General features: G+C 50.4%; 15 protein-coding genes. 12 read left to right on the top strand and 3 right to left on the bottom strand.

The window, feature by feature from the left end; genetic code table 11:
• Window position 1 precedes the first annotated feature (1 nt).
• From ACFQ3W_RS24485 to ACFQ3W_RS24475, 3 genes are all read left to right on the top strand, one after another.
• Window positions 2-1,840 carry a sensor histidine kinase gene (locus ACFQ3W_RS24485; protein ID WP_379321857.1) on the top strand — a complete coding sequence of 613 codons (1,839 nt, stop codon included), beginning with the start codon at window positions 2-4 and terminating at the stop codon, window positions 1,838-1,840.
• Between the two features lie 101 nt (window positions 1,841-1,941).
• Complete coding sequence (locus ACFQ3W_RS24480; RefSeq protein ID WP_379321856.1) at window positions 1,942-5,736, top strand: DUF5695 domain-containing protein; 3,795 nt, start codon at window positions 1,942-1,944, stop codon at window positions 5,734-5,736.
• Between the two features lie 493 nt (window positions 5,737-6,229).
• Complete coding sequence (locus ACFQ3W_RS24475; protein ID WP_379321855.1) at window positions 6,230-7,774, top strand: ABC-F family ATP-binding cassette domain-containing protein; 1,545 nt, start codon at window positions 6,230-6,232, stop codon at window positions 7,772-7,774.
• 92 nt (window positions 7,775-7,866) lie between these two features.
• On the opposite strand, the gene ACFQ3W_RS24470 is transcribed toward ACFQ3W_RS24475, so the two are convergent.
• The 3 genes from ACFQ3W_RS24470 to ACFQ3W_RS24460 are packed head-to-tail and all read right to left on the bottom strand — an operon-like array spanning window position 7,867 to window position 10,022.
• Window positions 7,867-9,048 (bottom strand): MalY/PatB family protein, encoded by a 1,182-nt coding sequence (locus ACFQ3W_RS24470; RefSeq protein ID WP_379321854.1) that lies wholly within the window; start codon window positions 9,046-9,048, stop codon window positions 7,867-7,869.
• 41 nt (window positions 9,049-9,089) lie between these two features.
• Window positions 9,090-9,653, bottom strand: a complete 564-nt coding sequence (locus ACFQ3W_RS24465; RefSeq protein ID WP_379321853.1) for a beta-class carbonic anhydrase — start codon at window positions 9,651-9,653, stop codon at window positions 9,090-9,092.
• Window positions 9,654-9,692: 39 nt separating this feature from the next.
• Window positions 9,693-10,022 (bottom strand): iron-sulfur cluster biosynthesis family protein, encoded by a 330-nt coding sequence (locus tag ACFQ3W_RS24460; RefSeq protein WP_379321852.1) that lies wholly within the window; start codon window positions 10,020-10,022, stop codon window positions 9,693-9,695.
• A gap of 157 nt (window positions 10,023-10,179) precedes the next feature.
• Between ACFQ3W_RS24460 and ACFQ3W_RS24455 the strand changes: the two genes are divergently transcribed.
• From ACFQ3W_RS24455 to mutL, 9 genes are all read left to right on the top strand, one after another.
• On the top strand, window positions 10,180-11,697 hold the full coding sequence (locus tag ACFQ3W_RS24455; RefSeq protein ID WP_379321851.1) for a carboxypeptidase M32: 1,518 nt from the start codon (window positions 10,180-10,182) through the stop codon (window positions 11,695-11,697).
• Between the two features lie 230 nt (window positions 11,698-11,927).
• Window positions 11,928-12,935 (top strand): ABC transporter substrate-binding protein, encoded by a 1,008-nt coding sequence (locus ACFQ3W_RS24450; protein ID WP_379321850.1) that lies wholly within the window; start codon window positions 11,928-11,930, stop codon window positions 12,933-12,935.
• 41 nt (window positions 12,936-12,976) lie between these two features.
• Window positions 12,977-13,756 (top strand): ABC transporter ATP-binding protein, encoded by a 780-nt coding sequence (locus ACFQ3W_RS24445; RefSeq protein WP_379321849.1) that lies wholly within the window; start codon window positions 12,977-12,979, stop codon window positions 13,754-13,756.
• Between the two features lie 84 nt (window positions 13,757-13,840).
• Complete coding sequence (locus tag ACFQ3W_RS24440; RefSeq protein WP_379321882.1) at window positions 13,841-14,593, top strand: ABC transporter permease; 753 nt, start codon at window positions 13,841-13,843, stop codon at window positions 14,591-14,593.
• Window positions 14,594-14,848: 255 nt separating this feature from the next.
• The gene (locus ACFQ3W_RS24435) at window positions 14,849-15,844 is read left to right on the top strand and encodes an aromatic acid exporter family protein (protein ID WP_379321848.1); all 996 of its coding nucleotides are present in this window, start codon (window positions 14,849-14,851) and stop codon (window positions 15,842-15,844) included.
• 64 nt (window positions 15,845-15,908) lie between these two features.
• Window positions 15,909-16,454, top strand: coding sequence for an outer spore coat protein CotE (gene cotE / locus ACFQ3W_RS24430; protein ID WP_379321847.1), 546 nt, complete (start codon window positions 15,909-15,911; stop codon window positions 16,452-16,454).
• A gap of 169 nt (window positions 16,455-16,623) precedes the next feature.
• Window positions 16,624-18,081, top strand: a complete 1,458-nt coding sequence (locus tag ACFQ3W_RS24425) for a putative amidoligase domain-containing protein (RefSeq protein ID WP_379321846.1) — start codon at window positions 16,624-16,626, stop codon at window positions 18,079-18,081.
• 60 nt (window positions 18,082-18,141) lie between these two features.
• Complete coding sequence (gene mutS, locus ACFQ3W_RS24420; protein WP_379321845.1) at window positions 18,142-20,850, top strand: DNA mismatch repair protein MutS; 2,709 nt, start codon at window positions 18,142-18,144, stop codon at window positions 20,848-20,850.
• A 44-nt stretch (window positions 20,851-20,894) separates the two neighbouring features.
• The coding region (gene mutL / locus ACFQ3W_RS24415) for a DNA mismatch repair endonuclease MutL (protein ID WP_379321844.1) at window positions 20,895-22,121 on the top strand (1,227 nt) is incomplete at its 3' end.

Genomic DNA, 22,121 nt, shown 5'->3' with positions numbered 1-22,121 from the left:
CATGATCGCCGTCATTCGCCGACTAAATCGCCTCAAATTTCGCACCAAACTCATCATTTACTACGTTTTTCTCATCACGCTCCCCATGGTACTCATCAGCTACGCTTATTATACGACAAGCTCCGACGTCATCTTGAAAAATGCCAGCGACAGCATGCAAGAGGTTGTCAAGAAGAACAACCAGGTGACCGATATCGTATTGACCCGGGTCAAGGATCAATCGTTGTCCCTGCTCGCTGACCCGGATCTGTTTCACCTTTTTGACAGACCGCAGCCAACCGATCTGCTGGAACTGCTCCAGATGGACCGCAAAGTATCGGATATTTTGAACAAATATTACGCCTCGGAGCCTAGCATTGACAGCGTGCAGCTCGTTACAAGCTACTACAGCTTTGGCGGTATGGCCTCCCTGACGTCGAGGCCGACGTTCGTGTCGGTGAATCCCAGTAAGCTGCGATCCTCAGCGCTATATCAGGAAGCGCTTAAGGCGGACGGGAAAATGATTTGGTTTCCGACTTATGATTTCGCTAAACAGTTTGATCAAGGGGAGCTAAGGGACATGGACCCGCGTTACCGGTTCGTTTTTTCCGCAGCTCAGCTTCTCAAAAGCTCAATCGTACAGAATGGCGTCGTTAAGAGCTGGGGGAAACGCACGGAATACCCGATGCTGCTGATCAATTTCAATGAAAGCTTCTTCCGTTCCTTGAAAGGCAGCGATAGCACGACCGATGGCTCTTATATGTTCGTCGTTACTCCCCAAGGGCAGATCGTTGCCCATCCGGACCCTGCCAAATTAACAAGCATCGAAACCTCGGATTGGCTGGAAAACGCCATTAAGGCGAAGTCCGGAACAGCAATTTCCAAAGTAAATGATCAAAAAGTGCTCATTTGCTATGACACCTCCGATATGACGGGCTGGATTGGTGTGCTGGTCGTTCCCTACGAACACCTGCTCAGTGATCTTCCTTTGATTCACACGTACAGCCTGTATATCGCCGCGATCTTAATTGCGATTTCGATTGGAGTTGCATATATGATTTCCGGGTGGCTCACCCATCCCATCAAGAAGCTGCTGGTAGCGATTCAACTGACGGGCAGCGGCGTATTTTCCACCAAAATCCCCGAGCAAAACGATTTTGAATTCGGTATTCTGATCCGAAAGTTTAATCTCATGAACGAAAAAATCAGCGATCTGATCAATGAAAACTACAAAACGCAGCTACGGGAGAAGGAGGCCGAAATCATGGCGCTCAACCTGCAGCTGAATCCACACTTTCTGTACAATACACTGAATGTCATTAACTGGATGGCTTTGGAAAGAAATGAGGAAGCAATAAGCAAGATGCTCGTCTGCTTGTCCACCATGCTGCAGTACACGGTCAAAAACAAACAGGAGCTGGTGCGTTTTGAGGATGATCTGACCTGGCTGAAGAGCTATTTACATATCATGGAGCAGCGATATTACGGGGTGTTTGAAACGGAGCTTGTACTGGATGATATTCATCCGGACTGTAAAGTGCCGAAAATGTTCATGCAGCCGATTGTGGAAAATGCGATTATTCACGGCTTTTCCGCCAAATCCGGTGGGGGACTACTTCGAATTTCCGGCTGCGGGCGGGAGGGTCTGCTGGAGTTTACGATCACGGATAACGGAAAAGGAATCGATGAAGAGACGCTGCGATCTGTGCAAAGTCCAGATTCGGATACCTCCGGAGTCGGGGTGGCGAATGTGAAGAACCGGATCAAGCTGTTGTACGGGGAGCCTTACGGGATAGACATCAATACGACAATGGATGAAGGTACCCAGGTAACGATTCGAATTCCGATGGAGAGGGGGTGATGTACAGTAACAGCACAGGAAAGTCATAAAGAAGCTAGCATGGATTGGAGGAGAGAGCTGTTCTGACCATTTTTTTAATGAACACGAAGGAGGAGCGGTGAATGATAGGACACGAACGGATGTTGTCAAGACCCTGGAAGCTTGTTCTCGGCATATTTATCGCAAGTGTGCTGGCTGTAGTTGTCCCTCAGGCGGTTTCCGCCGAAACGGTCTCGAATGGCGTATTTACCGTTACAACCGGAGAGCATGGCGAAATCACGAACCTGCAAATCGTCGGAGATAGTTTCCCGACCAATTATGTGATGAACAAGACCAACGCCCCGCAGCAGAACACAACGGACCATCAATGGCTTGGGGAGCTGATGTTTACTTATCGGCTGAACAACGGAGCTTGGACAACGGCCTGGACGAACCGTTCCGCCGATGCACGGACGCAGAGCAAATCCGGCAGCACGATCAATGTCACGTATCAAAACTCCAGCAATGCCCAAGGAATTCGCAACTTTAGAGTCAATGAATCTTATGCTCTGGAGAACGATTACTTGCGCTGGTCGATTACCGTAACCAATACGAGCAGTCAGACGCTTGAGATCGGAGACTTTGGTTTACCGCTTCCCTTCAATGAATACTGGTCAGGTGGCAACAATGAGCAAATCTACGAAACCCGAGTGGTCACCCACTCCAATGTGGCCAATAACAATTCCTACATTACGGTTCAGCGGCCGAGCGGAATCGGAAATACTTTGATGATGGTACCGGATACCGCAACCGGCGCCGGATTCGAGTACACGGACAACTGGCGTATCGAAGAGCATCCGGGCAGCAAATGGGCAGCCGATCAAGGCGGCTGGCCCGAAGGCTTAACCGTGTACTATATTCACTCTAATGTCATCAAGAGCACAAATCGCGGGTATTTGCCGAATACGAGTCTGGTGCTGCAGCCTGGAGCCAGCAAAACGTACGCCTTCAAATTTTTCAAAGCGGGGAACGAGCAGGCGGTGAAGGACCGGCTGTATTCCGAAGGGATGGTCGATTTCACGGTGGTGCCGGGGATGATTGTACCGGTTGATCAGACGGCGAAATTTAGTCTGCGCACTTCGAAGCCAATCGCCTCGGTAACCGCGCAGTACCCTTCGCAAACGACGATCACTTCGCTCGGCACAGCTCAGGGAGGACATCATTTATATTCCTTAAGCATGAGTCATCTCGGACAAAACGATATCACCGTGAGCTATGGCAGCGGGGAAAAAACCGTGCTGCAGTTTTACGCCATAGAGCAGATTGGCGATGCGCTGCAGCGCCATGCGACCTTCATGGTCAATAAGCAGCAATGGAATGTGCCCGGCGATATCCGTGACAAAGTGTTCGACGATTGGATGATGGACAACAACTCCAAGCGGAATGTGTTTAACGGCTATTGGGGATGGGGCGATGATTGGGGGCTCACGCATGGGCAGTTCCTGGCGGAGAAAAACGTGCAGAAGCCCGTGGCCTCAGAAATCGCCGCTATGGACCAATACCTCGAAACGGCGATCTGGACCAACCTGATGAATGGACACCATTCCGACTATTTGATTCATGATTTTCTGATGCCGGAGCCGAATACGACGCCTACGTATCGCGGTTACGCCTACCCGCACGTGTACAACACGTATTTCAGCATGTATAAGATCGCGAAGCTGTACCCGGACCTGGTGAATTATACACATCCGCGGACGACATATTTGCTGCGGGCATATAACATTTTCAAAGCGCTCTATGATGGACCGGTATCCTATAACTGGAACACCGGCCTGATGGGCGAGCTGACAACCCCGGATATCATCAAAGCACTGCAAGATGAGGGGTATACAGCTCAAGCGAACGACATGATTAACAAAATGCGGACGAAATACAACAATTTCAAAAATACGACCTATCCTTACGGATCAGAGTATAATTACGACAATACCGGCGAGGAGTCCGTCTACACCTTGGCCAAGATGAATAATAACCAATCGATGATGAACAAAATCAACACAAAGGTGCGGGCGACGCGCGGCCATATGCCGCTATGGTATTTTTACTCCGTACCGGTGACGATTACGGGAGAGCCGTGGTGGAACTTCCAATATACCGTCGCCCTGCAAGGGTATGCGATGGATGACTGGGTGCGGAGTTATTCCGCCAATCCCGAAGTGGAGCAGCGGATGACCTACGCCTCGAAGCTTGGCAATCTCAGTGCGATCAACTCCGGGCAGATCAGCTCTGATCCGGCGGATGTCGGTGCGGTAGCCTGGACGTATCAGATGACGAAGGGCAATCACGGAGCGCTTGGCGTCGGGGATGGACCGCTCTTTAACGGCTGGCGCGGCATGTCCGGCGAAGCGGATCTTGGCCTGTGGGGAGCGATTAAAATTTTGAGCTGCGATGTTTCGGTCGATCCGTTGTTCGGACTTTATGGCTACGGCTGCGATGTGACCGAGGATGGAGCAAGCTATGTCGTAACTCCGAAGGATGGCGTGAATCAGAAGCTGAACCTGATTACCGAGAAATTCGGGATGGCGCTGGAGCGGGACACCTACACGGCCGCGACGGTGGCAAAAGCCAAGAACGAGCTTCGGTTTACGTTATCCAGCGCGACACCGGGAACCGCCCATACAACCAAGGTTACCTTAAATGGAATGGCGGCGGGCTCGTATAAGGTGCTGATTAACGACACTGCCGCCGGGAACTTCACTGCGGTGAATGGATCGCCTGCCGTGGTCTCGCTAAACATCGGCACAGGTTCCACCTACGACATCAAAATTCAACCGGGAAGTAATACGGGTCCCTCCGTTCCGGAAGTGATTGCAAGCTACGAAATGAATGAAACGAGCGGGACGACAGCAAACGATTCCTCGGGGAACAATCAACATATCCAGTTGGCTGGTGGAACGAGCTGGGTGGCCGGAAAGAACGGCGGCGCTTTATCCTTGAACGGAACGGATGCGTATGCCAGCCTTCCATCCGGAGTGGTCAGTGAGCTGAGCGATTTCACCTTCGCAGCATGGGTCAAAACCGAAGCCAATGCCGATTGGGCGAGAATATTCGATTTTGGCACGGGCACGGACAAATATATGTACTTGACGGCCGATGCCGCCGGGACGTCCGGTCTGCAGTTTGGCGTTACGACCGGGGGGAACGGGAGCGAACAGCGGATCAGCGTCAATACGCCGCTCGCCTCCGGTGAGTGGAAGCACGTCGCTGTGACGAAATCCGGCCAGACCGGGATCCTCTATGTGGACGGTGCCGAGGTGGCCCGAAGCACGGGGCTTACGCTGAGTCCATCCGACCTTGGCGTCACCACGCAGAACTGGATCGGGCGTTCGCAATTTGCCGGGGATGCTTATTTGAAGGGAGCGATCGATGATTTCCGCATTTACAGCCGGGCTCTAAGCGCAGCGGAAATCTCCTCATTATCCGGAACTGTACCTGTTACGGATATTGCCCTGCTTGCCACTGCATCGACGTCGTTCGTTTCCTCCTGGGAGAGTCTGGCAGGTCTGAATGACGGTTATACACCGCTCAATTCAAATGATCGGGGCCACCCTGTATATGGGAATTGGGACAATCCGAACACGACTCAATGGGTGCAGTATGAATGGGATAAGAGCTACAAGATCGATCGAGTAGACGTGTATTGGTTCGACGACAATCAGGGGATTGATCTTCCGGCTTCTTACACTATTCAGTACTGGGACGGCTCGGCATGGGTGAACGTCTCAGGTGCTTCGGGCTCGGGATATGGCCTTCTGCCCGATCAGTACAATACGACAACGTTCACGCCGGTAGCGACGAACAAGATTCGTCTGAATGTTGTGGCTAAACCCACGACCTCCACAGGAATCGAGAGCTGGAAGGTATACGGCTCGTGATGCAGCATTATTCAAATTAAAAGGAGGAGAGATGCTCTGGTCATCTTCGGAAGGCCGGGGCATCTCCCTTTGAGGGTTTCAAAGCTGTTCCTCATGTGGTAAGATAAAAATGTATTTCTTTGGTAAAGCAGGTGCAGCGTCATGTATATTCGATTAGTAAAACTCACTAGAGCAATCTGCTCCGTACAAATGATCCAGATGAAGCATTGTGCGGAGCTTAATCAGGAAACGTAAAGTTTCCTTTATTCATCGGTCTATAGCACGTGTTTAAAGTGTAGTTTTTTACTATGCTTATTTAGATGCGGCTATGTACCGGGTGAATATGTAGATTAAAGGGCCATGGACAATGCTTTGTCCGTGGCCCTTTGTATTTGGTGAGTGATTGCTGCACCTTAGGTACCAACAGCAACCAAACCGAAGAGCAGAGGGCTATCGTCTAGCGGCGAAAGTCTCTCTGCTCTTTTTAATTTTATCGAGGAAATGAGGAATTGATATGAGTTTATTGGAAGTTAGCGATTTAACACAGCGTTTTGCAGACAAGATTTTGTATGATAAAGCTTCTTTCGAATTGTATAAAGGCGAGCATATGGGGATTGTAGGTCAAAACGGAGCAGGCAAAAGCACGTTAATCAACATTTTGACGGGAGAAATCGTTCCTGATCATGGCTTTATGAAGTGGCAATCAGGTATTCGAATCGGGCATCTGGATCAGTATGCGGAAATCGATGGAGCCTGCAGGATCCTCGACTACTTGAAAACCGCCTTTGCGCATCTTTATGAGCTTGAGCAAAAAATGAATCTCATTTATGAGGAGATGGCTTCCACAGGGAATGTCGAGAAGCTGGAACTAGCGGCCAAATATCAGGAGCGGCTTGAACTTGGTGAATTTTATGGGATCGACAGCCAAATCGATAAAGTAGCCTATGGATTAGGGATCCAGGCGATCGGTCTTAATCGAACGGTCGAGCAGTTAAGCGGAGGACAGCGGGCTAAAGTCATTTTGGCGAAGCTGCTGCTGGAAAAACCCGATGTTCTGCTATTGGATGAGCCGACGAACTTTCTTGATCAGGAGCATGTAGACTGGTTATCCGGCTATTTGTCCACATTTAACGGGGCATACGTCGTGGTATCTCATGATTTTGACTTTTTGGAAAAGGTCACGTCCTGCATTTGCGACATCGAGTTCGGGACGATTAAGAAATACTCAGGGAAATACAGCGATTTCCTTCGCCAGAAGGAGCATTTGCGCAAGGATTATATCCGGCAATACGAGGCACAGCAGAAAAAGATCGAAAAAACAGAGGAGTATATCCGCAAAAATATAGCGGGCGTCAATACGAAAATCGCACAAGGACGCCGGAAGCAGCTCGAAAGAATGGAACGATTGGCTCCGCCTGCTTTTGTCCACAAGCCTTCCATACAGTTTCAGGAGACCTCCCTTTCCGCTCAGAAGGCTTTAGTTGTTCATGACCTGGAAATCGGGTATGACAACCCGCTTTTGCCAAAATTAAATTTTTCGGTCATGGGAGGACAAAAGCTCGTCATTACCGGCTTCAACGGGATTGGGAAATCGACGCTGCTGAAAACGCTGGTCCGGCATATTCCGGCGGTTTCGGGGCGATTTCGGTTCGCGGATCCTGTGAAAATCGGTTACTTTGAGCAGGACCTGAGCTGGGAAAACAATACGAAGACGCCGATGCAGATCATTTCGGATGCTTATCCGAACATGATTGAGAAGGAAATCCGGCGACAGCTGGCCTTGTGCGGCGTAAAGAGCACGCTAGCCACTCAGCCGATCGGAAGCTTAAGCGGGGGTGAGCAATCTAAAGTGAAATTGTGCCGGTTGCTGCTTTCGCCTTGTAATTTTTTGATTCTGGATGAACCAACGAATCACTTGGACACGGAATCGAAGGAGGCGCTAAAGCTGGCGCTAACGCAGTTTAACGGCAGCGTGCTGCTCGTTTCCCATGAGCCTTCGTTTTACCGGAAATGGGCGGACCGCTGCCTGAATATCGAAGAACGAAGAAAAGGAAGTTAAGACAACGTTAGACTAAGCAATGAAAGCCAGGCCGATGAGTGAATGCACTCTCAGCCTGGCTTTCATTGCATAAGTATCTTGATGCAGGGGTTCTAGCTGCCCAATTTTGCTGCTACAGCGCTGGAAAACCGGGATAAGGCTTCGGCCAGCAGCTGGCGGGGACAGGCTAGATTTATGCGAAGGAAGCCTTCGCCACCGGTTCCGTAAATCGAGCCCTCCGTGAAGGCGATCTTTGCTTCTTGGTACATCAGCTGTTTCATTTCGTTGGAACCAAGCCCGAGCGCACGGCAGTCTACCCATAGCAAATAAGTCCCTTCGGGACGAACCGGCTTCAGCTGAGGCATGTGCTCGGAGAAATAAGCGATGGCAAATTCTACGTTGCCGTGAACATATTCAAGCACAGAATCGAGCCATTCTGCCCCCTCTTGATAAGCGGCGATCGTTGCAACCGGACCGAAGAAATTGACCTCGCCTATGGCCAGTGTTTCCATACGGTTCACAAATTTGCGCCGAAGCTCAGGATTCGAGATCACCGTGAACGAGGTTTGCAGGCCTGGGATGTTGAAGGTTTTGGACGGTGCCAAACAAGTTACGGTGATGTCAGCAAACTGCTGTGAAATGGAGGCAAACGGAATGTGCCGGTTTTGGTGAAAAACAAGATCGCAGTGGATTTCGTCGGAAACAACCTTTACACCATATTTGATGCATAATGCTCCAAGGCGTTGCAGTTCTTCCTTCGTCCAAACGCGGCCTCCGGGATTATGCGGATTACAAAGCAGCAGCAGCTTGGCTCCATTTTTCATAAACATTTCCAGCTTCTCGTAGTCCATTTCGTAGCGACCGTTTTTTAACAGCAACGGGGACTCGGCCAGCTTGCGTCCGTTTTTAACGATAACATTGTAAAAAGGGTTGTAGACGGGGGACTGCAAAATAACTTCGTCACCCGGCTCAGTTAGCACCTCAACGGCGATGCTTAGAGATGGGACTACACCAGGACTATCCGTCAACCAAGAGGGAGCAATACTCCAGCCATGACGTTTTTGAAACCAGCCTATAATCGCGTCCACATATTCACGGCTACGAATCGTATAGCCGTAAATTCCTTGCTTTGCTCGTTCGGTTAAGGCTTCAATGACCGCAGGCGGGCATTTGAAATCCATATCGGCTACCCAAAGCGGCAGTACCTCTGAGTCTCCGAACAAGGCTTCCCCCTGATCCCACTTGAAAGATAGCGTTCCTCTGCGCGATACCTGTTCGTCCATGTTAAATTTCATCTCTTATGAATACTTCCTTTCAGCACCAACTTTTATGTTGTTTACTTCTCGTAGCCGTCGATAATAAGTTCTAACTCTCCGGTCGTTGAATCTATCAGCATGCCGTGAACCGGAATCCCCGGCGGGAGCAACGGATGCTTCTTAACAATTTCTACAGTATGAATGACGCCATCCTTCTCATTATCGAAACCTTTGAGCCACTTGTTTAGCTTAATCCCGGAGTTTTCAAGCGTGCTCAGAACGTCTTCGGATATGCCGCGCTCCTTCATAGAGTGAATCATCCGGTCGGAATTTAGTGCAGCCATGCCGCAGCCGGTATGACCGATGATGAACACCTCTTGCGCATGCAGTTCGTAAATGGCCACCAGCAAGCTGCGCATAACACTCCCGAAAGGCTGGGAAATGATGGCTCCGGCATTTTTGATCAGCTTAACATCGCCGTTACGAAGGTTCATCGCCTTAGGCAGCAGTTCTACGAGTCTTGTATCCATACAGGTTACAATCGCCATTTTTTTCTCTGGAAATTTGTCCGTCATATATTTCTCATATTCTTTATCATCCACGAATTTCCGGTTAAACTCCAGTATGGATTGAACTTGATTCATAAGTATATCCTCCTTTATCTGGAACTGTTCAGTACTGGGTCAGGCTTCCCTACGATCAATGAGAAAAATATTTGAAGTATAAAATTGCGAGGGTCCGTCTAGACGAAATGTTCGGGTGTTTTCTTCCCCCTGAAGAGACAGCTCATTTTCAAAGAAAACGGCTTGCATCTGGTCAATCCAGAACGGGTATGGGCTGTTCTCTATCGGTATATCGTAAGCCCCCGGCTTTGAAACAAGGTGCAGTGTAGGGACTCCGCTCATTCCGCAGCCGCAGTTCTCCGTATCATATACGAGTCTGAGCATGCCAGGTCTTCCAGCCATCACTTTCGAAATCATTTTTTCTGCCGCCGCGTCAAGAGTTATTTTCATAGGTTTGTAGACAGCTCCTTCATTTAGATTTGCGAAAAGATTCAGACTATTTTCAATAAAAGATAAAATTTTTCCTGTCTTAAAATTTGATTATACGTTTTGTTAAAAGTATCATCAAGAGTAGCTAGTAAATTCATAAGTGAAGGTGGGAATTGTCATGAAGCAGGAAACGGTTGAAAAATGGGAGCTATTCCGCGAGCTTCTGCAAAAAATCCATAGCTATCAAGAGGCTGTTGGGCTAATGTACTGGGATCTTCGCACCGGCGCTCCGCGAAAAGGAGCAGAAACTCGCTCGGTGGCGATTGGCCTGTTATCGACGGAAGCTTTCAAAATGCAAACCTCCACAGAAATGGGTGAATACCTGGCGTATCTAAACGATCCGTCCGTGATGGCCGAATTGGATGATACCCAACGCAGAATGGTACTGGATGTACATGAAGAGTACGAGCGCAGCGCGAAAATTCCTCCTGAGAAATACCGGGAATACACCGAGTTGACCGCACATGCCGAAACATTGTGGGTCGATTATAAAGAAGCCGGCGACTTTGCAGGCTTTGAACCTTACCTAACGAAGATTGTCGAGATGAACCAGCAATTTATCGACTATTGGGGTCCGAAGGCTACGCGTTATGATACACTCCTACATATGTATGAACCGGATTTAACAGTAGAAAAACTGGATCAAGTGTTCGGACAACTCCGCGATCGTCTGGTGCCGCTCGTGAACGCCGTTACATCCTCGCCAAACAAACCGGATACGTCGTTCTTAGATCAGCAATTTACTGAAGACAAGCAGGAGAAATTCAGCCTGTTCCTGCTGGAGCAAATGGGCTATGACTTTGAAGCTGGTCGGGTTGACGAAACCGTCCATCCGTTCCAAACGACGCTGAACCATGGAGATGTACGCATCACAACCAACTATAAACGGGACGATGTCGCTAGCGCGATGTTCAGTTCACTGCATGAAGGCGGCCATGCCCTTTATGAACAAAATATAGCTCCTGAACTAGGTGACACTCCGCTTGGTCAAGGCACGTCGATGGGTATTCATGAGTCGCAATCGCGTTTCTGGGAAAATATGATCGGCCGCAGCCTGCCGTTCTGGGAACGTTACTTCGGTGACCTTCAAAAGCATTTTCCAGGTCAATTCGATAATGTTACAGCGAAGCAATTTTTCCTGGCCGTGAACCATGTTGAGAACTCACTGATTCGTACCGAAGCCGACGAACTGACTTATAATTTGCACATTATCGTCCGTTATGAAATCGAAAAAATGCTGTTTAATGAGGGACTTCCCGTAAGCGAGCTTCCAAAGGTATGGAATGAGAAATACCAAAGCTATTTGGGCGTCACTCCGCCGAACGATGGGGTTGGCGTACTGCAGGATTCCCACTGGTCAGGCGGGCTCTTCGGTTATTTCCCATCCTATGCCCTAGGTAACATGTATGCGGCACAAATTGCGAATACGCTGCGTAAAGAATTGCCGCAGTTGGACAGCCTGATCGCTGAAGGTAACTTCCAGCCGATTAAGGAATGGCTGACGGATAAGATTTATAAATACGGGAAAAGTCGGAAACCGGCGGAAATCATTAAAGCGGTAACCGGAGAAGATCTGAACCCGGATTATCTGGCCGATTATCTGGAGCAAAAATTTAAGGCTATCTACGATCTATAAGCCAATCTACAAGAGCGCGAGCTAGTAGGGAATCTATCCCTCAGGCTCGCGTTTTTTATTCGTAAGCCAATCACTACAGGATCCTTAAGAAAGCCGGGCGTGAGCCTTTAACCTTTTCTCCACATCCGCATACTATTTAGTATGGTTATTTGACCAACAATTCGAAAGAAAGTTCAAAAGTGACGGAAGGGTCAGGCTTTTGAACCTGATGTAGAGGAGAGGTGAACGGCATGAATAAACGTCGTGCTGTGTTATGGCTAGCACTGGCTGTTCTTCTATCGGCTGCGCTTAGTGGATGCGGAGGCAGCGAAGGGAAAATGCAGAAGGTAAAGGTCGGAGAGGTGGCGCGTTCTGTTTTCTATGCTCCCCAGTATGTGGCCTATGAAAAAGGCTTTTTCAAGGAGGAGGGGCTTGATGTAGAGCTGCAAACGACGCCTGGCGGCGATAAAGCGATGACTGCCTTGCTTTCCGGTGCTGTGGATGTTGCGCTAATCGGAGCGGAAACCTCCATTTATGTTTACCAGCAAGGTTCGGAGGACCCCGTTATCAACTTTGCGCAGTTAACCCAAACGGACGGTACGTTTCTCGTAGCGAGAGAAGATCCCGGAACATTCGATTGGGACAAATTGAAGGGGAGCGTTTTTCTGGGGCAAAGAAAAGGTGGAATGCCGCAAATGGCGGGCGAGTTCACGCTGCGAAAGCACGACATCGATCCACAAAAGGATTTAAAGCTGATTCAAAATATCGATTTTGCGAACATAGCCTCCGCTTTTGCATCCGGGACCGGGCAATACGTGCAATTGTTTGAGCCTCAAGCCTCTATTTTTGAGCGTGAGGGGAAAGGGCATGTTGTCGCCTCGTTCGGTACAGAGAGCGGACGGCTGCCATACACCGTTTTTATGACGAAAAATAGCTATATGAAGGACCACCGCGAAATTGTGCAAAAGTTTACGAACGCCATTTACAAAGCGCAGCGATGGGTTCAGGAGCATTCTCCCGAAGAAACAGCTGAAACGATCTCTCCTTTCTTCAAGGATACGGACAAAGATATTTTGACAAGCGCGGTGAAGCGCTATTTGGAGCAGGGGACCTACGCTGAGCAACCGACGCTTGCACCTGACGCATGGAACAATTTGCTGGATGTGATGGAGGGAGCGGGAGAGCTGAAGGAGCGGGTAGCTCCAGAGAAGCTGGTGAACAACGATTTTGCCGAGACGGCAGTTAATAGCGTGAAATGAAGGGCCATCCCGATGATTGCGGGAAAGGAGCGTGATCTCATATGTCACCTGTTGTGGAGTTGAAGGACCTGGATCTCGTTTACGTGACCGACCGGGAAGCCGTGCTTGCCTTGCAAGGAATGAATCTATCCGTCGAACCTGGGGAATTTATTAGTTTGGTCGGCCCAAGCGGATGTGGAAAAACGACGCTTCTTTCCGTGATTGCAGGGCTGCTTTCTCCATCTCGGGGAGAGGCACTGCTTCATGGAAGACCGGTAGCTGGACCGACACCCAAAGTGGGCTATATGCTGCAGCAGGATTATTTGTTCCCTTGGCGGACCATTCTCGACAACGCCGTGCTAGGTTTAGAATTGACCGGACGCCTAACGAAGGAAACCACCAAGATGGCCCGGGAGCTTCTAGCCGAAATGAGACTGGGTGATACGGAGAACCAGTATCCAAGCCAGTTGTCCGGCGGGATGCGCCAACGCGTGGCACTCGTAAGGACACTGGCAACCGATCCGGAACTATTGCTGCTGGATGAGCCGTTTTCGGCTCTCGATTATCAAACGAAGCTGCAGCTTGAGGATCTTGTTTCAAGCACATTGAAGCAGCGAAACAAGACAGGGATTCTAGTCACACATGATTTGTCCGAAGCGATTGCCATGAGCGACCGGGTAATCGTGCTGGCCCCAAATCCGGGAAGGATCCGCAGTACGTTCGATATCCCGGAGAACATACGCTTAACCCAGCCTTTTTATGCTCGAGAGGCTGAAGGCTTCAATACATTGTTTCATGAAATTTGGCGTGACCTCGAACCTTCGGAAAGAGGGGAGGGATAGCCTTTGAAGCAGGTTGATACTAAGCCGTTGGCAAGCCGGGAACAATGGCTGCTGGAGAAATGGAACGAGCATCGTAAGCATAAAATGCAGATGAGCCGCCGTGTTCTGTCCGTGCAGTTACTCATTCTGCTCCTGTTCATCGGATGGTGGGAGCTGGCCGGGCAGTTACGATGGATTGATGTACTTATTTTCAGTTATCCATCCAAGGTTGGTAAGCAAATTATGCAGGACGCCATTACTGGAGAGCTATGGCCTCATTTGGGTATGACAGTTGGCGAAACCGCAGTAGGATTCCTATTGGGGACGCTACTAGGAACTCTGCTTGCTATTATGATCTGGTGGTCACCATTCCTGTCCCGAGTTCTTGATCCCTACATGGTAGTATTTAACAGCATGCCCAAGGTGGCTCTCGGCCCAATTTTCATCGTATTGTTCGGCGCTGGGTTTACGGCCATTGTCGTCACGACACTGTCCATCACCGTCATTGTTACGACGCTTGTTGTCTATAACAGCTTTAATGAAGTGGATGCTAACCTGGTCAAAGTTATTCGCACGTTTGGAGGGAGTCGACGTGATGTGTTTATCAAAGCCATCTTGCCGGCTTCGTTTGGGACGATTGTTTCGACGTTAAAGGTGAATGTTGGTATGGCTTGGGTCGGCGTGATTGTAGGCGAATTTTTGGTCGCCAAAATCGGTTTAGGCTACTTGATCGTTTACGGCTTTCAAGTTTTTAATTTCACGTTGGTATTATCGAGCTTAGTTATTATTGCAGTGGTTGCTACGGCGATGTACCAATTGGTTGTCTATCTGGAGCGGAAGCTGATTCGGCAGCGGTGACGCTCTTTTTTTTGCGGATTTGTGGAGGGGGTGGCAGGGATGGGCGGAATGGCGGGATCATCAAATGATCGACAAGTGCATTACTTGAAAGATCGCTTAATTTTTCAGGTTTAGCGGATTGTACGTACGAGCGAAATCAAGTACGATATTTCGTAAAGAATCGACAATACATAACAAGCGCTTTTTACAAGAGAACCGCTGTAATAGTGTTGACTATTGCCAGCTCTTGAAACAGCAGCCAAAGGTGGGAGAATCATGGGTTTTCGAGTCATTAAGACGGCGGCAGCGACGGTTTTAGCTATACTTATCGCCGATTTTGCGGGCATACATGGGGCTTTATCCGCCGGGTTGCTGGCGATTCTCGGAGTAGACGTCACGCGAAAACGGAGCTTAGCTACAGTATCGTCACGCTTTTTCGCCTCGGTTTTAGGGCTGCTGTTGGCCTTCACAATTTTTTATCTGCTCGGCTTTCATATTTGGGTGCTGGCTATTTACATTTTGACCGCGTTCCCGTTAATTGCCAAAGCCGGCTTTAAGGAAGGCATTGTCACGAGTTCTGTGGTGGTATTTCGGGTGTTCGGCGGGGAAGAGCTCACGTGGCAAGTGCTATTGACTCAAGTTGAACTCTTAATCATAGGCCTTGGCTCAGCGATGCTTGTCAATTTCCTCTACATGCCAAAAGCGGAGGACAAGCTGCTGGAAACGCGCCGGAAGGTGGACGGACTGTTTTCGATCATTTTTAGCGAGATTGCAATTTTTTTGCGGGATCCATATCATCTTTGGGATGGCAAAGAACTGACCGAAGCAGCACGGCTTGTGGATGAAGGCTTGTCCTCTGCCCGAAGAGCGCTGGAGAATCAGATGATTTACCCCAACGAGGCATGGACGGTGTACTTTTATATGCGAAAGCAGCAGCTCGACCGGATCGAGGGAATGCTGGAGCTGATTGCGCATGTTTATCAGCGGATGCCTCAGGGAGAAGTCGCCGCTCTGCTGTTTGACCAAATGAGCATCGACGTGAACCATGAGGAATATACCGGAGTTACCGAACAAATGCTGAAGGAGCTTGAACAGCAATTTAAAAAAATGGAGCTCCCGTCAACACGTGAAGAATTTGAAATTCGCTCCGCCATTCTGCAGATGTGCCGCGAACTTGCCTTGTATCTTGATATTTCCAAGAAGAGCAAGGCTCAGGCCATGCAGACGGGAGCGGTAAAGCTCAGGGAACGAAAAAAGGTGTTGATAAAATAGTTGTCACCCTAGACGAATGTCCTGCATACACTTTTATTGAATGATGTATGGAGGAGGTTCTAACATGTCATTGAAATATCAAAGTAGAGAGATTATCACGAAAGCGATCTGCGGAAAAGGTCGTAAGTTCTCTACCGTAACACATACCGTGACGCCGCCTCACAAACCGTCGAGCATCCTGGGGGCCTGGATTATCAACCACCAGTACGAAGCGGTTGCAGCGGGAGATGGGATTGAAGTTATTGGTACTTACGATGTTAACATCTGGTATTCCTACCAAAAGAATTCGCAGACGGATGTCGCTAAGGAGACGGTATCATATGTCGAGAGCGTTCCGCTGAGTTATCTGGATGCCAGACACCGTTCCTCAACGGTGGAGGTATCTGCGGAAGCAACGCAGGAACCAAGCACCGTTGAAGCCAGCGTAACGGGAGACGGCCGCGTCACGATCCGGGTTGAACGTGAATTTGCGGTCGAACTGGTAGCTGAAACGAAGCTCAATGTTCTTGTCGTGCCAGGTGGCGACCTGGAAGACAAGGATTATGATTTCGGTTCCGAGATCGGAGACTATGAGGATTTGGATCCGGATCTCCTCGACGACGAATTGTAATTTCTAGGTACCAAATTGTTGTTAAGAAGCAAGGTTATCGAGCTACAGTGTAGTATATGCAGCAGGGGCGTCGTCGAAGAGGGCGGCAGCCCTCTTTTTGTACATTTTTTCAAGTCGGCAAAGATTGGGAAGAGGGAGATTCGCTTTGACCATGAGTAAGAGCTTTGTCATGAAGATACGCACGGGGGCCGGCCCGATGAAAATGCGCTTGAAGCGGGCGTTAGAGCGACTTGGCGGCCCTTACCGGCCGCTCCAAGAGTCGGCCTCATCATTAAAAATCACCGCGCAGACAAAAGAAACAAAGGTGCGGAAATCAACTGATTCGTGGCTTTACTACGGAACGGAGCAGCCTTCCTATGGGACTTCGGTTCGCGAAGTCACTATCCATTGTTTGCCTGCCGGTGCTGAAACCCCCTTTAAGTTTACTCGGGATGTTCGAAAGCGGCTGGAAGCCGCCGGGCTTCCTACTTCGGATCGAGTGAGGGCTGCCAAAGGTAATGCAGCTCTGATTCGCAGGTACGCCGTAAAAGTGTTTCATCTACGGGCAATTGAAGCGAAGCCACTCGGATCTGTAGGGCAGGTGCTACCACTGCAAGGGGCCGAACCGGACAGGGATTCTTTGCTTTGGAGAAGGCTGGAGCAGGTGGCAGTAAGGGCTTTGTACGCTATGAATCTTGATCTGGGAGAAGTCATCGTCTCCGCGGGGGAAGAAGGAAAATATGTGATCGATAAAGTTTCCCCGCTAACCGAGGATACGAACGAACGCACGATTGAACTGTATGCCCGTGAAATCAAGGAAAGCTTGCTTGAATTGGAGCGGTCAAGCATAAGTACTAGCGACGTGCTTATCGGAATGGATCCAGAGTTTTTGCTGTTTGATCGCCGGAGCGGCAAAGTAATCCCTGCATCTCGTTATTTACAGCGGCGGGGCGAGGCGGGATGCGACGTGTTGCGGTACCGCGGGCGCCGAATGTTCCCGCTCGCCGAACTGCGGCCGCTGCCCGGACGAGAGCCTCGAGAGGTTCTCACCCACCTGCTCCGCGCCTTTCGTATAGCTAGTGAATCGATCTCTGATCGCGAGCTCATTTGGCAGGCTGGAGCGATGCCTCAGCGAGGTTTCCCGCTGGGGGGTCACTTGCACTTCAGCGGGGTGCCGCTCACAGCAGGGCTGCTTCGGACGCTTGACAGTTATCTGGCTCTGCCCCTTTCCTTACTGGAAGACGGACGCAGCTCTCGTCGCCGCCCGCGTTATGGATTCCTGGGGGATTTCAGACGACAGGATTATGGGGACTATAGCGGCTTCGAGTATCGTACACTGCCCAGTTTTTTAGTTTCCCCGCTGGCAACCAAGGGGGTAGTAGCCCTCGCTCGGCTCATCCTGGAAGATGCCGATCAACTGGAGGCTAGACCTCTTGAGAAAGATGAAATGTTCTTCGCATTTTACAAGAATCAGCAAGAGCCACTTCGTTCTGTACTTCCTCAGCTTATTTCAAACATTACAGCTTCCGCACATTATTCCCAATATGAGAGTTACATAGAGCCATTTCTCAAAGCTGTCTCCTCCGGGCGAACCTGGGACGAATCGACGGATATCCGAAGGTTGTGGAAAATGCAAAATCCCTCGTAACCCTTTCTTCCTTTCTGGTATAATAGAATTCTATGAAAGTTCTATGCTTGGAGGGGAATCATGGCTACCTACACGCCGATGATTGAACAATATTTGAGAGTCAAGGCGGAGGCTCAGGACGCTTTTCTGTTCTTCCGTCTGGGTGATTTTTATGAGATGTTTTTTGACGATGCCATATTGGCGGCGAAGGAACTCGAAATTACGCTGACCGGCCGGGATGGCGGAGCCTCGGAGAAAATTCCAATGTGCGGCGTGCCTTATCATTCGGCGGATTCTTATATTCAGCGATTGATTGAAAAGGGCTATAAAGTGGCAATTTGCGAACAGCTGGAGGACCCCGCACTTGCCAAGGGAGTCGTCCGCCGTGAAATCGTGCGGGTCGTTACTCCAGGTACCATCATGGAGGGAAAAACGGTCAGCGACAGGGTGAACAACTACATTGTCTGTGTGACCGAGCGGCAACGAATGATGGCGCTGTCCGCTTGTGATCTATCCACAGGGGAGCTTTATGCGACCTCGTCGCCATCCAGCAAAGAGTGGCTCCGCGATGAAATCGGATTATACGACCCGGCGGAGGTCATTGGTGACGAGGAGCTGATTGGCTATATCAAGGAGCAAGCCGCTCCGTTAGGCAAACCAGTGGTTTACACCGTTTGGACCAAGGGCAAAGAGGAAACCGGACGAACGCAATTCGGGGAAGCTGAATGGATCCGTTTGGAACCAGAACGACGAGATAATATCGCACTCTTAGTTGGTTATTTAGGCGAAACGCAAAAGAGATCGCTAGGTCAGTTGACTAAAATTTCTTCCTATGAGCCGGAGCATTTTATGATTCTAGACCCGTTCACACGGCGAAATTTAGAGTTAGTTGAGACGGTTCGGGAACGCTCGAAGAAAGGGTCTTTACTCTGGCTGTTGGACCGCACCGAGACCTCCATGGGTTCGCGGCTGCTGCGCCGCTGGATTGACAAACCGCTGCTGCAGCGAAGCCGCATCGAGGAACGGCTGGAGGCTGTCGATCATCTGCATGGCGCGTTCATTTTGCGTGAGGATTTAAAAGGTGCGCTGCAGGATATTTACGATCTGGAGCGGCTCGTTGGACGGGTTGCTTTTGGCAATGCTAACGGGCGCGATATGATCGCTCTTAAGACATCTCTGCGTCAGGTTCCTGCCATTAAGAAACTGTGCGACGAGTCGGCCTCTTTAACGCTAAAACGGATATCCGCTTCTATGGACGAGTGCGCCGATTTGGCGGACATGATTGAAACGGCAATACACGATGATCCACCTGTTTCCGTTAGAGATGGCGGGATTATCAAAACCGGGTATCATGCAAAATTGGACGAGCTTCGCGAGGCCGGAGTGAACGGCAAGCGGTGGATCGCCGAGCTCGAAGCCGCTGAGCGGCAGGCGACCGGCATTAAGTCACTTAAGATCGGCTACAACAAAGTGTTCGGTTATTATATCGAGGTCACCCGGGCGAATCTAGCGGCACTTCCAGAAGGACGGTACGAACGGAAGCAGACGCTAGCTAACGCGGAGCGCTATGTAACGCCGGAGCTTAAGGAGAAAGAAGCATTAATTCTCGAAGCCGAAGAGAAAATGGTCGATCTGGAATACGCGCTGTTCAATGAGATCAGAGAGCGCATTGCCGCGGACATTCCGCGCCTGCAAAAGCTTGCCGAGCAAATTGCCGAAATCGATGTGCTTCGCTCCCTGGCTGCTGTCGCTTCGGAGAACGGGTTTGCAAAGCCGGTATTAACCGACGGATACGACATAGTTGTAGAGCAGGGACGGCATCCTGTGGTGGAATCCGTCATGAACGATTCGGCGTTTATTTCTAACGGAACGACCTTGCGAAAAGACGAAGCCAGCATCCTGCTCATTACAGGCCCTAACATGGCCGGGAAGAGTACATATATGCGGCAGGTGGCGCTTATTTCGATATTGGCGCAAATCGGCAGCTTTGTACCGGCAGCAAAAGCGGAAATTCCAATGGTCGATCGTATTTTCACGCGGATTGGAGCCGCAGACGACCTGATCGGCGGTCAGAGCACCTTTATGGTGGAAATGGCCGACATTCAGATCATGACGGACAAGGCGACGCCCCGAAGCTTGATCATTATTGATGAATTAGGCCGGGGCACGTCAACCGGCGAGGGTATGGCCATCGCTCAGGCGGTGATTGAATACGTTCATAACAATATCGGCTGTAAAGCGCTCGTATCAACTCATTTCCATGAGCTGGCCCATCTGGAGCGTAGTCTGCCAAGCTTGCGTAATTATTGCATGGCTGTTCAGGAAAGCGGAGATAAGGTGCACTTCCTTCGCAAGCTGATCCCGGGTGCGGCTGACACAAGCTATGGCATTTACTGCGCGCGCCTTGCCGGTCTTCCAGATGAAATCATCGAGCGGGCTTACGATCTGCTGCCGGAGCAGGAGCAAACGGGTGCGGCGAGCAATTCTTTAAAAACTTCGGTCTCCAGTGCGGCCAAGGCTCACATGGATTCATCCACACAAGCTCGCTCGGAAACGCATGAAGCCGAGCCAGTATCCTCCATCAAGCAGGAGCATCAAGTGAAGGAGGAAGTGGTACAGCTGTCGATTTTCGGGGATGAGCCGCCACTCAAGAAAACGAAGACGGCTGCGGAGGACCACAGCACCCGGCAGATCATTCATCTAATTAAAGATGCTGATTTAATGAATATGACGCCGCTGCAAGCAATGCAGCTGCTGAACGATTTGAAAATGAAAGCCAAGGATATGTAAAGCCAAAGTATAGGAAATTGTCACAGGCGGGAGGGGAATAACAAGTGGCAAAAATCGTAGTATTGGACGAGCATATCGCCAACCAGATCGCAGCGGGTGAAGTAGTGGAGCGTCCGTCATCCGTCGTTAAGGAGCTTGTCGAGAACGCTGTTGATGCGGGAGCGACCAAGATCGAAGTCACGGTAGAGGAAGGCGGTTTGCAACTGATCCGGGTTACAGACAACGGCTCCGGCATCGAGCCGGAGGATTGCGAGATGGCGTTCTTTCGCCACGCCACGAGCAAAATAACAACCGGCCGCGATTTGTTCCAAATCCGTAGCCTAGGGTTTCGCGGTGAGGCGCTGCCGAGTATTGCCGCCGTCGCCAAGGTGAAGCTGGTGTCCTCGAGCAGCGATACCGGTCTGGGACGGCTGATTGTTATCGAAGGCGGAACGATCAAGCAGAATGAAGAAACGGCGGCCCCGCAAGGAACAGATATTTCGGTCAAGGAATTATTTTACAATACTCCGGCAAGGCTGAAATATATGAAAACGATCCAAACGGAGCTCGGGCACATTTCCGATTGTGTATACCGCCAGGCTTTGGCTCATCCTGGAGTAGCCTTTACCCTTCGCCACAATGGCAATACGCTGCTGCAAAGCCCGGGTGGTGGGGATTTGTTACAGGTAATCGCTTCGATTTATGGGGTTAACTCCTCAAAAGGAATGGTGGCGATCGAGGCAGAGGACCTGGATTACAAGTTGTCGGGGTATATCGGTCGTCCGGATCTTGCCCGCTCCAATCGCGGTGCCATGTCGACGATTATTAACGGCCGCTATATCCGCAATCCCGGGCTGCATCAGGCGATTCTACGTGCTTACCACACGCTGTTGCCGATAAACCGTTATCCGCTTGCTGTCATCATGCTTGAAATGCATCCTTCACTGGTGGACGTGAATGTGCATCCGGCCAAGCTGGAGGTTCGCTTTAGTAAGGAGCCCGAACTTAACGGATTTGTGGAGAACAGCATCAAGGCTGTCCTGTCGGGGCAGGTGCTGATTCCGCAAGTTATTCGGCAAAATATCGGCAAAGGCTCAAGCCAGGCCGTTATACAGGAGCAGTTTCATTTTCCGAAGGCCGGGGCGCCGGTAACGGAGGGCGCCCTGGGGCCAGCGGCGGCTGGCGGTGCGAAGCCGCTGGCTGACGTCGCCTTCGGCGGGGCAAACAGCGCCAGCGGGTTGTCCGCGCCGGGCAGCGCCGGGGCAGCCGGCCCCGGCGTAGAGGCACGCCGC

Origin of the sequence: Paenibacillus puldeungensis (genome assembly GCF_042678945.1) — a bacterium.
In the GTDB taxonomy this organism is placed as follows: domain Bacteria; phylum Bacillota; class Bacilli; order Paenibacillales; family Paenibacillaceae; genus Fontibacillus; species Fontibacillus puldeungensis.
This window is presented reverse-complemented; position numbering and strand designations above follow the sequence as displayed.

Coding starts and splice junctions, on each gene's coding strand:
- ACFQ3W_RS24485 (WP_379321857.1), top strand. CDS start 2: ATGATCGCCGTCATTCGCCGACTAAATCGCCTCAAATTTCGCACCAAA.
- ACFQ3W_RS24480 (WP_379321856.1), top strand. CDS start 1,942: ATGATAGGACACGAACGGATGTTGTCAAGACCCTGGAAGCTTGTTCTC.
- ACFQ3W_RS24475 (WP_379321855.1), top strand. CDS start 6,230: ATGAGTTTATTGGAAGTTAGCGATTTAACACAGCGTTTTGCAGACAAG.
- ACFQ3W_RS24470 (WP_379321854.1), bottom strand. CDS start 9,048: ATGAAATTTAACATGGACGAACAGGTATCGCGCAGAGGAACGCTATCT.
- ACFQ3W_RS24465 (WP_379321853.1), bottom strand. CDS start 9,653: ATGAATCAAGTTCAATCCATACTGGAGTTTAACCGGAAATTCGTGGAT.
- ACFQ3W_RS24460 (WP_379321852.1), bottom strand. CDS start 10,022: ATGAAAATAACTCTTGACGCGGCGGCAGAAAAAATGATTTCGAAAGTG.
- ACFQ3W_RS24455 (WP_379321851.1), top strand. CDS start 10,180: ATGAAGCAGGAAACGGTTGAAAAATGGGAGCTATTCCGCGAGCTTCTG.
- ACFQ3W_RS24450 (WP_379321850.1), top strand. CDS start 11,928: ATGAATAAACGTCGTGCTGTGTTATGGCTAGCACTGGCTGTTCTTCTA.
- ACFQ3W_RS24445 (WP_379321849.1), top strand. CDS start 12,977: ATGTCACCTGTTGTGGAGTTGAAGGACCTGGATCTCGTTTACGTGACC.
- ACFQ3W_RS24440 (WP_379321882.1), top strand. CDS start 13,841: ATGCAGATGAGCCGCCGTGTTCTGTCCGTGCAGTTACTCATTCTGCTC.
- ACFQ3W_RS24435 (WP_379321848.1), top strand. CDS start 14,849: ATGGGTTTTCGAGTCATTAAGACGGCGGCAGCGACGGTTTTAGCTATA.
- cotE (WP_379321847.1), top strand. CDS start 15,909: ATGTCATTGAAATATCAAAGTAGAGAGATTATCACGAAAGCGATCTGC.
- ACFQ3W_RS24425 (WP_379321846.1), top strand. CDS start 16,624: ATGAAGATACGCACGGGGGCCGGCCCGATGAAAATGCGCTTGAAGCGG.
- mutS (WP_379321845.1), top strand. CDS start 18,142: ATGGCTACCTACACGCCGATGATTGAACAATATTTGAGAGTCAAGGCG.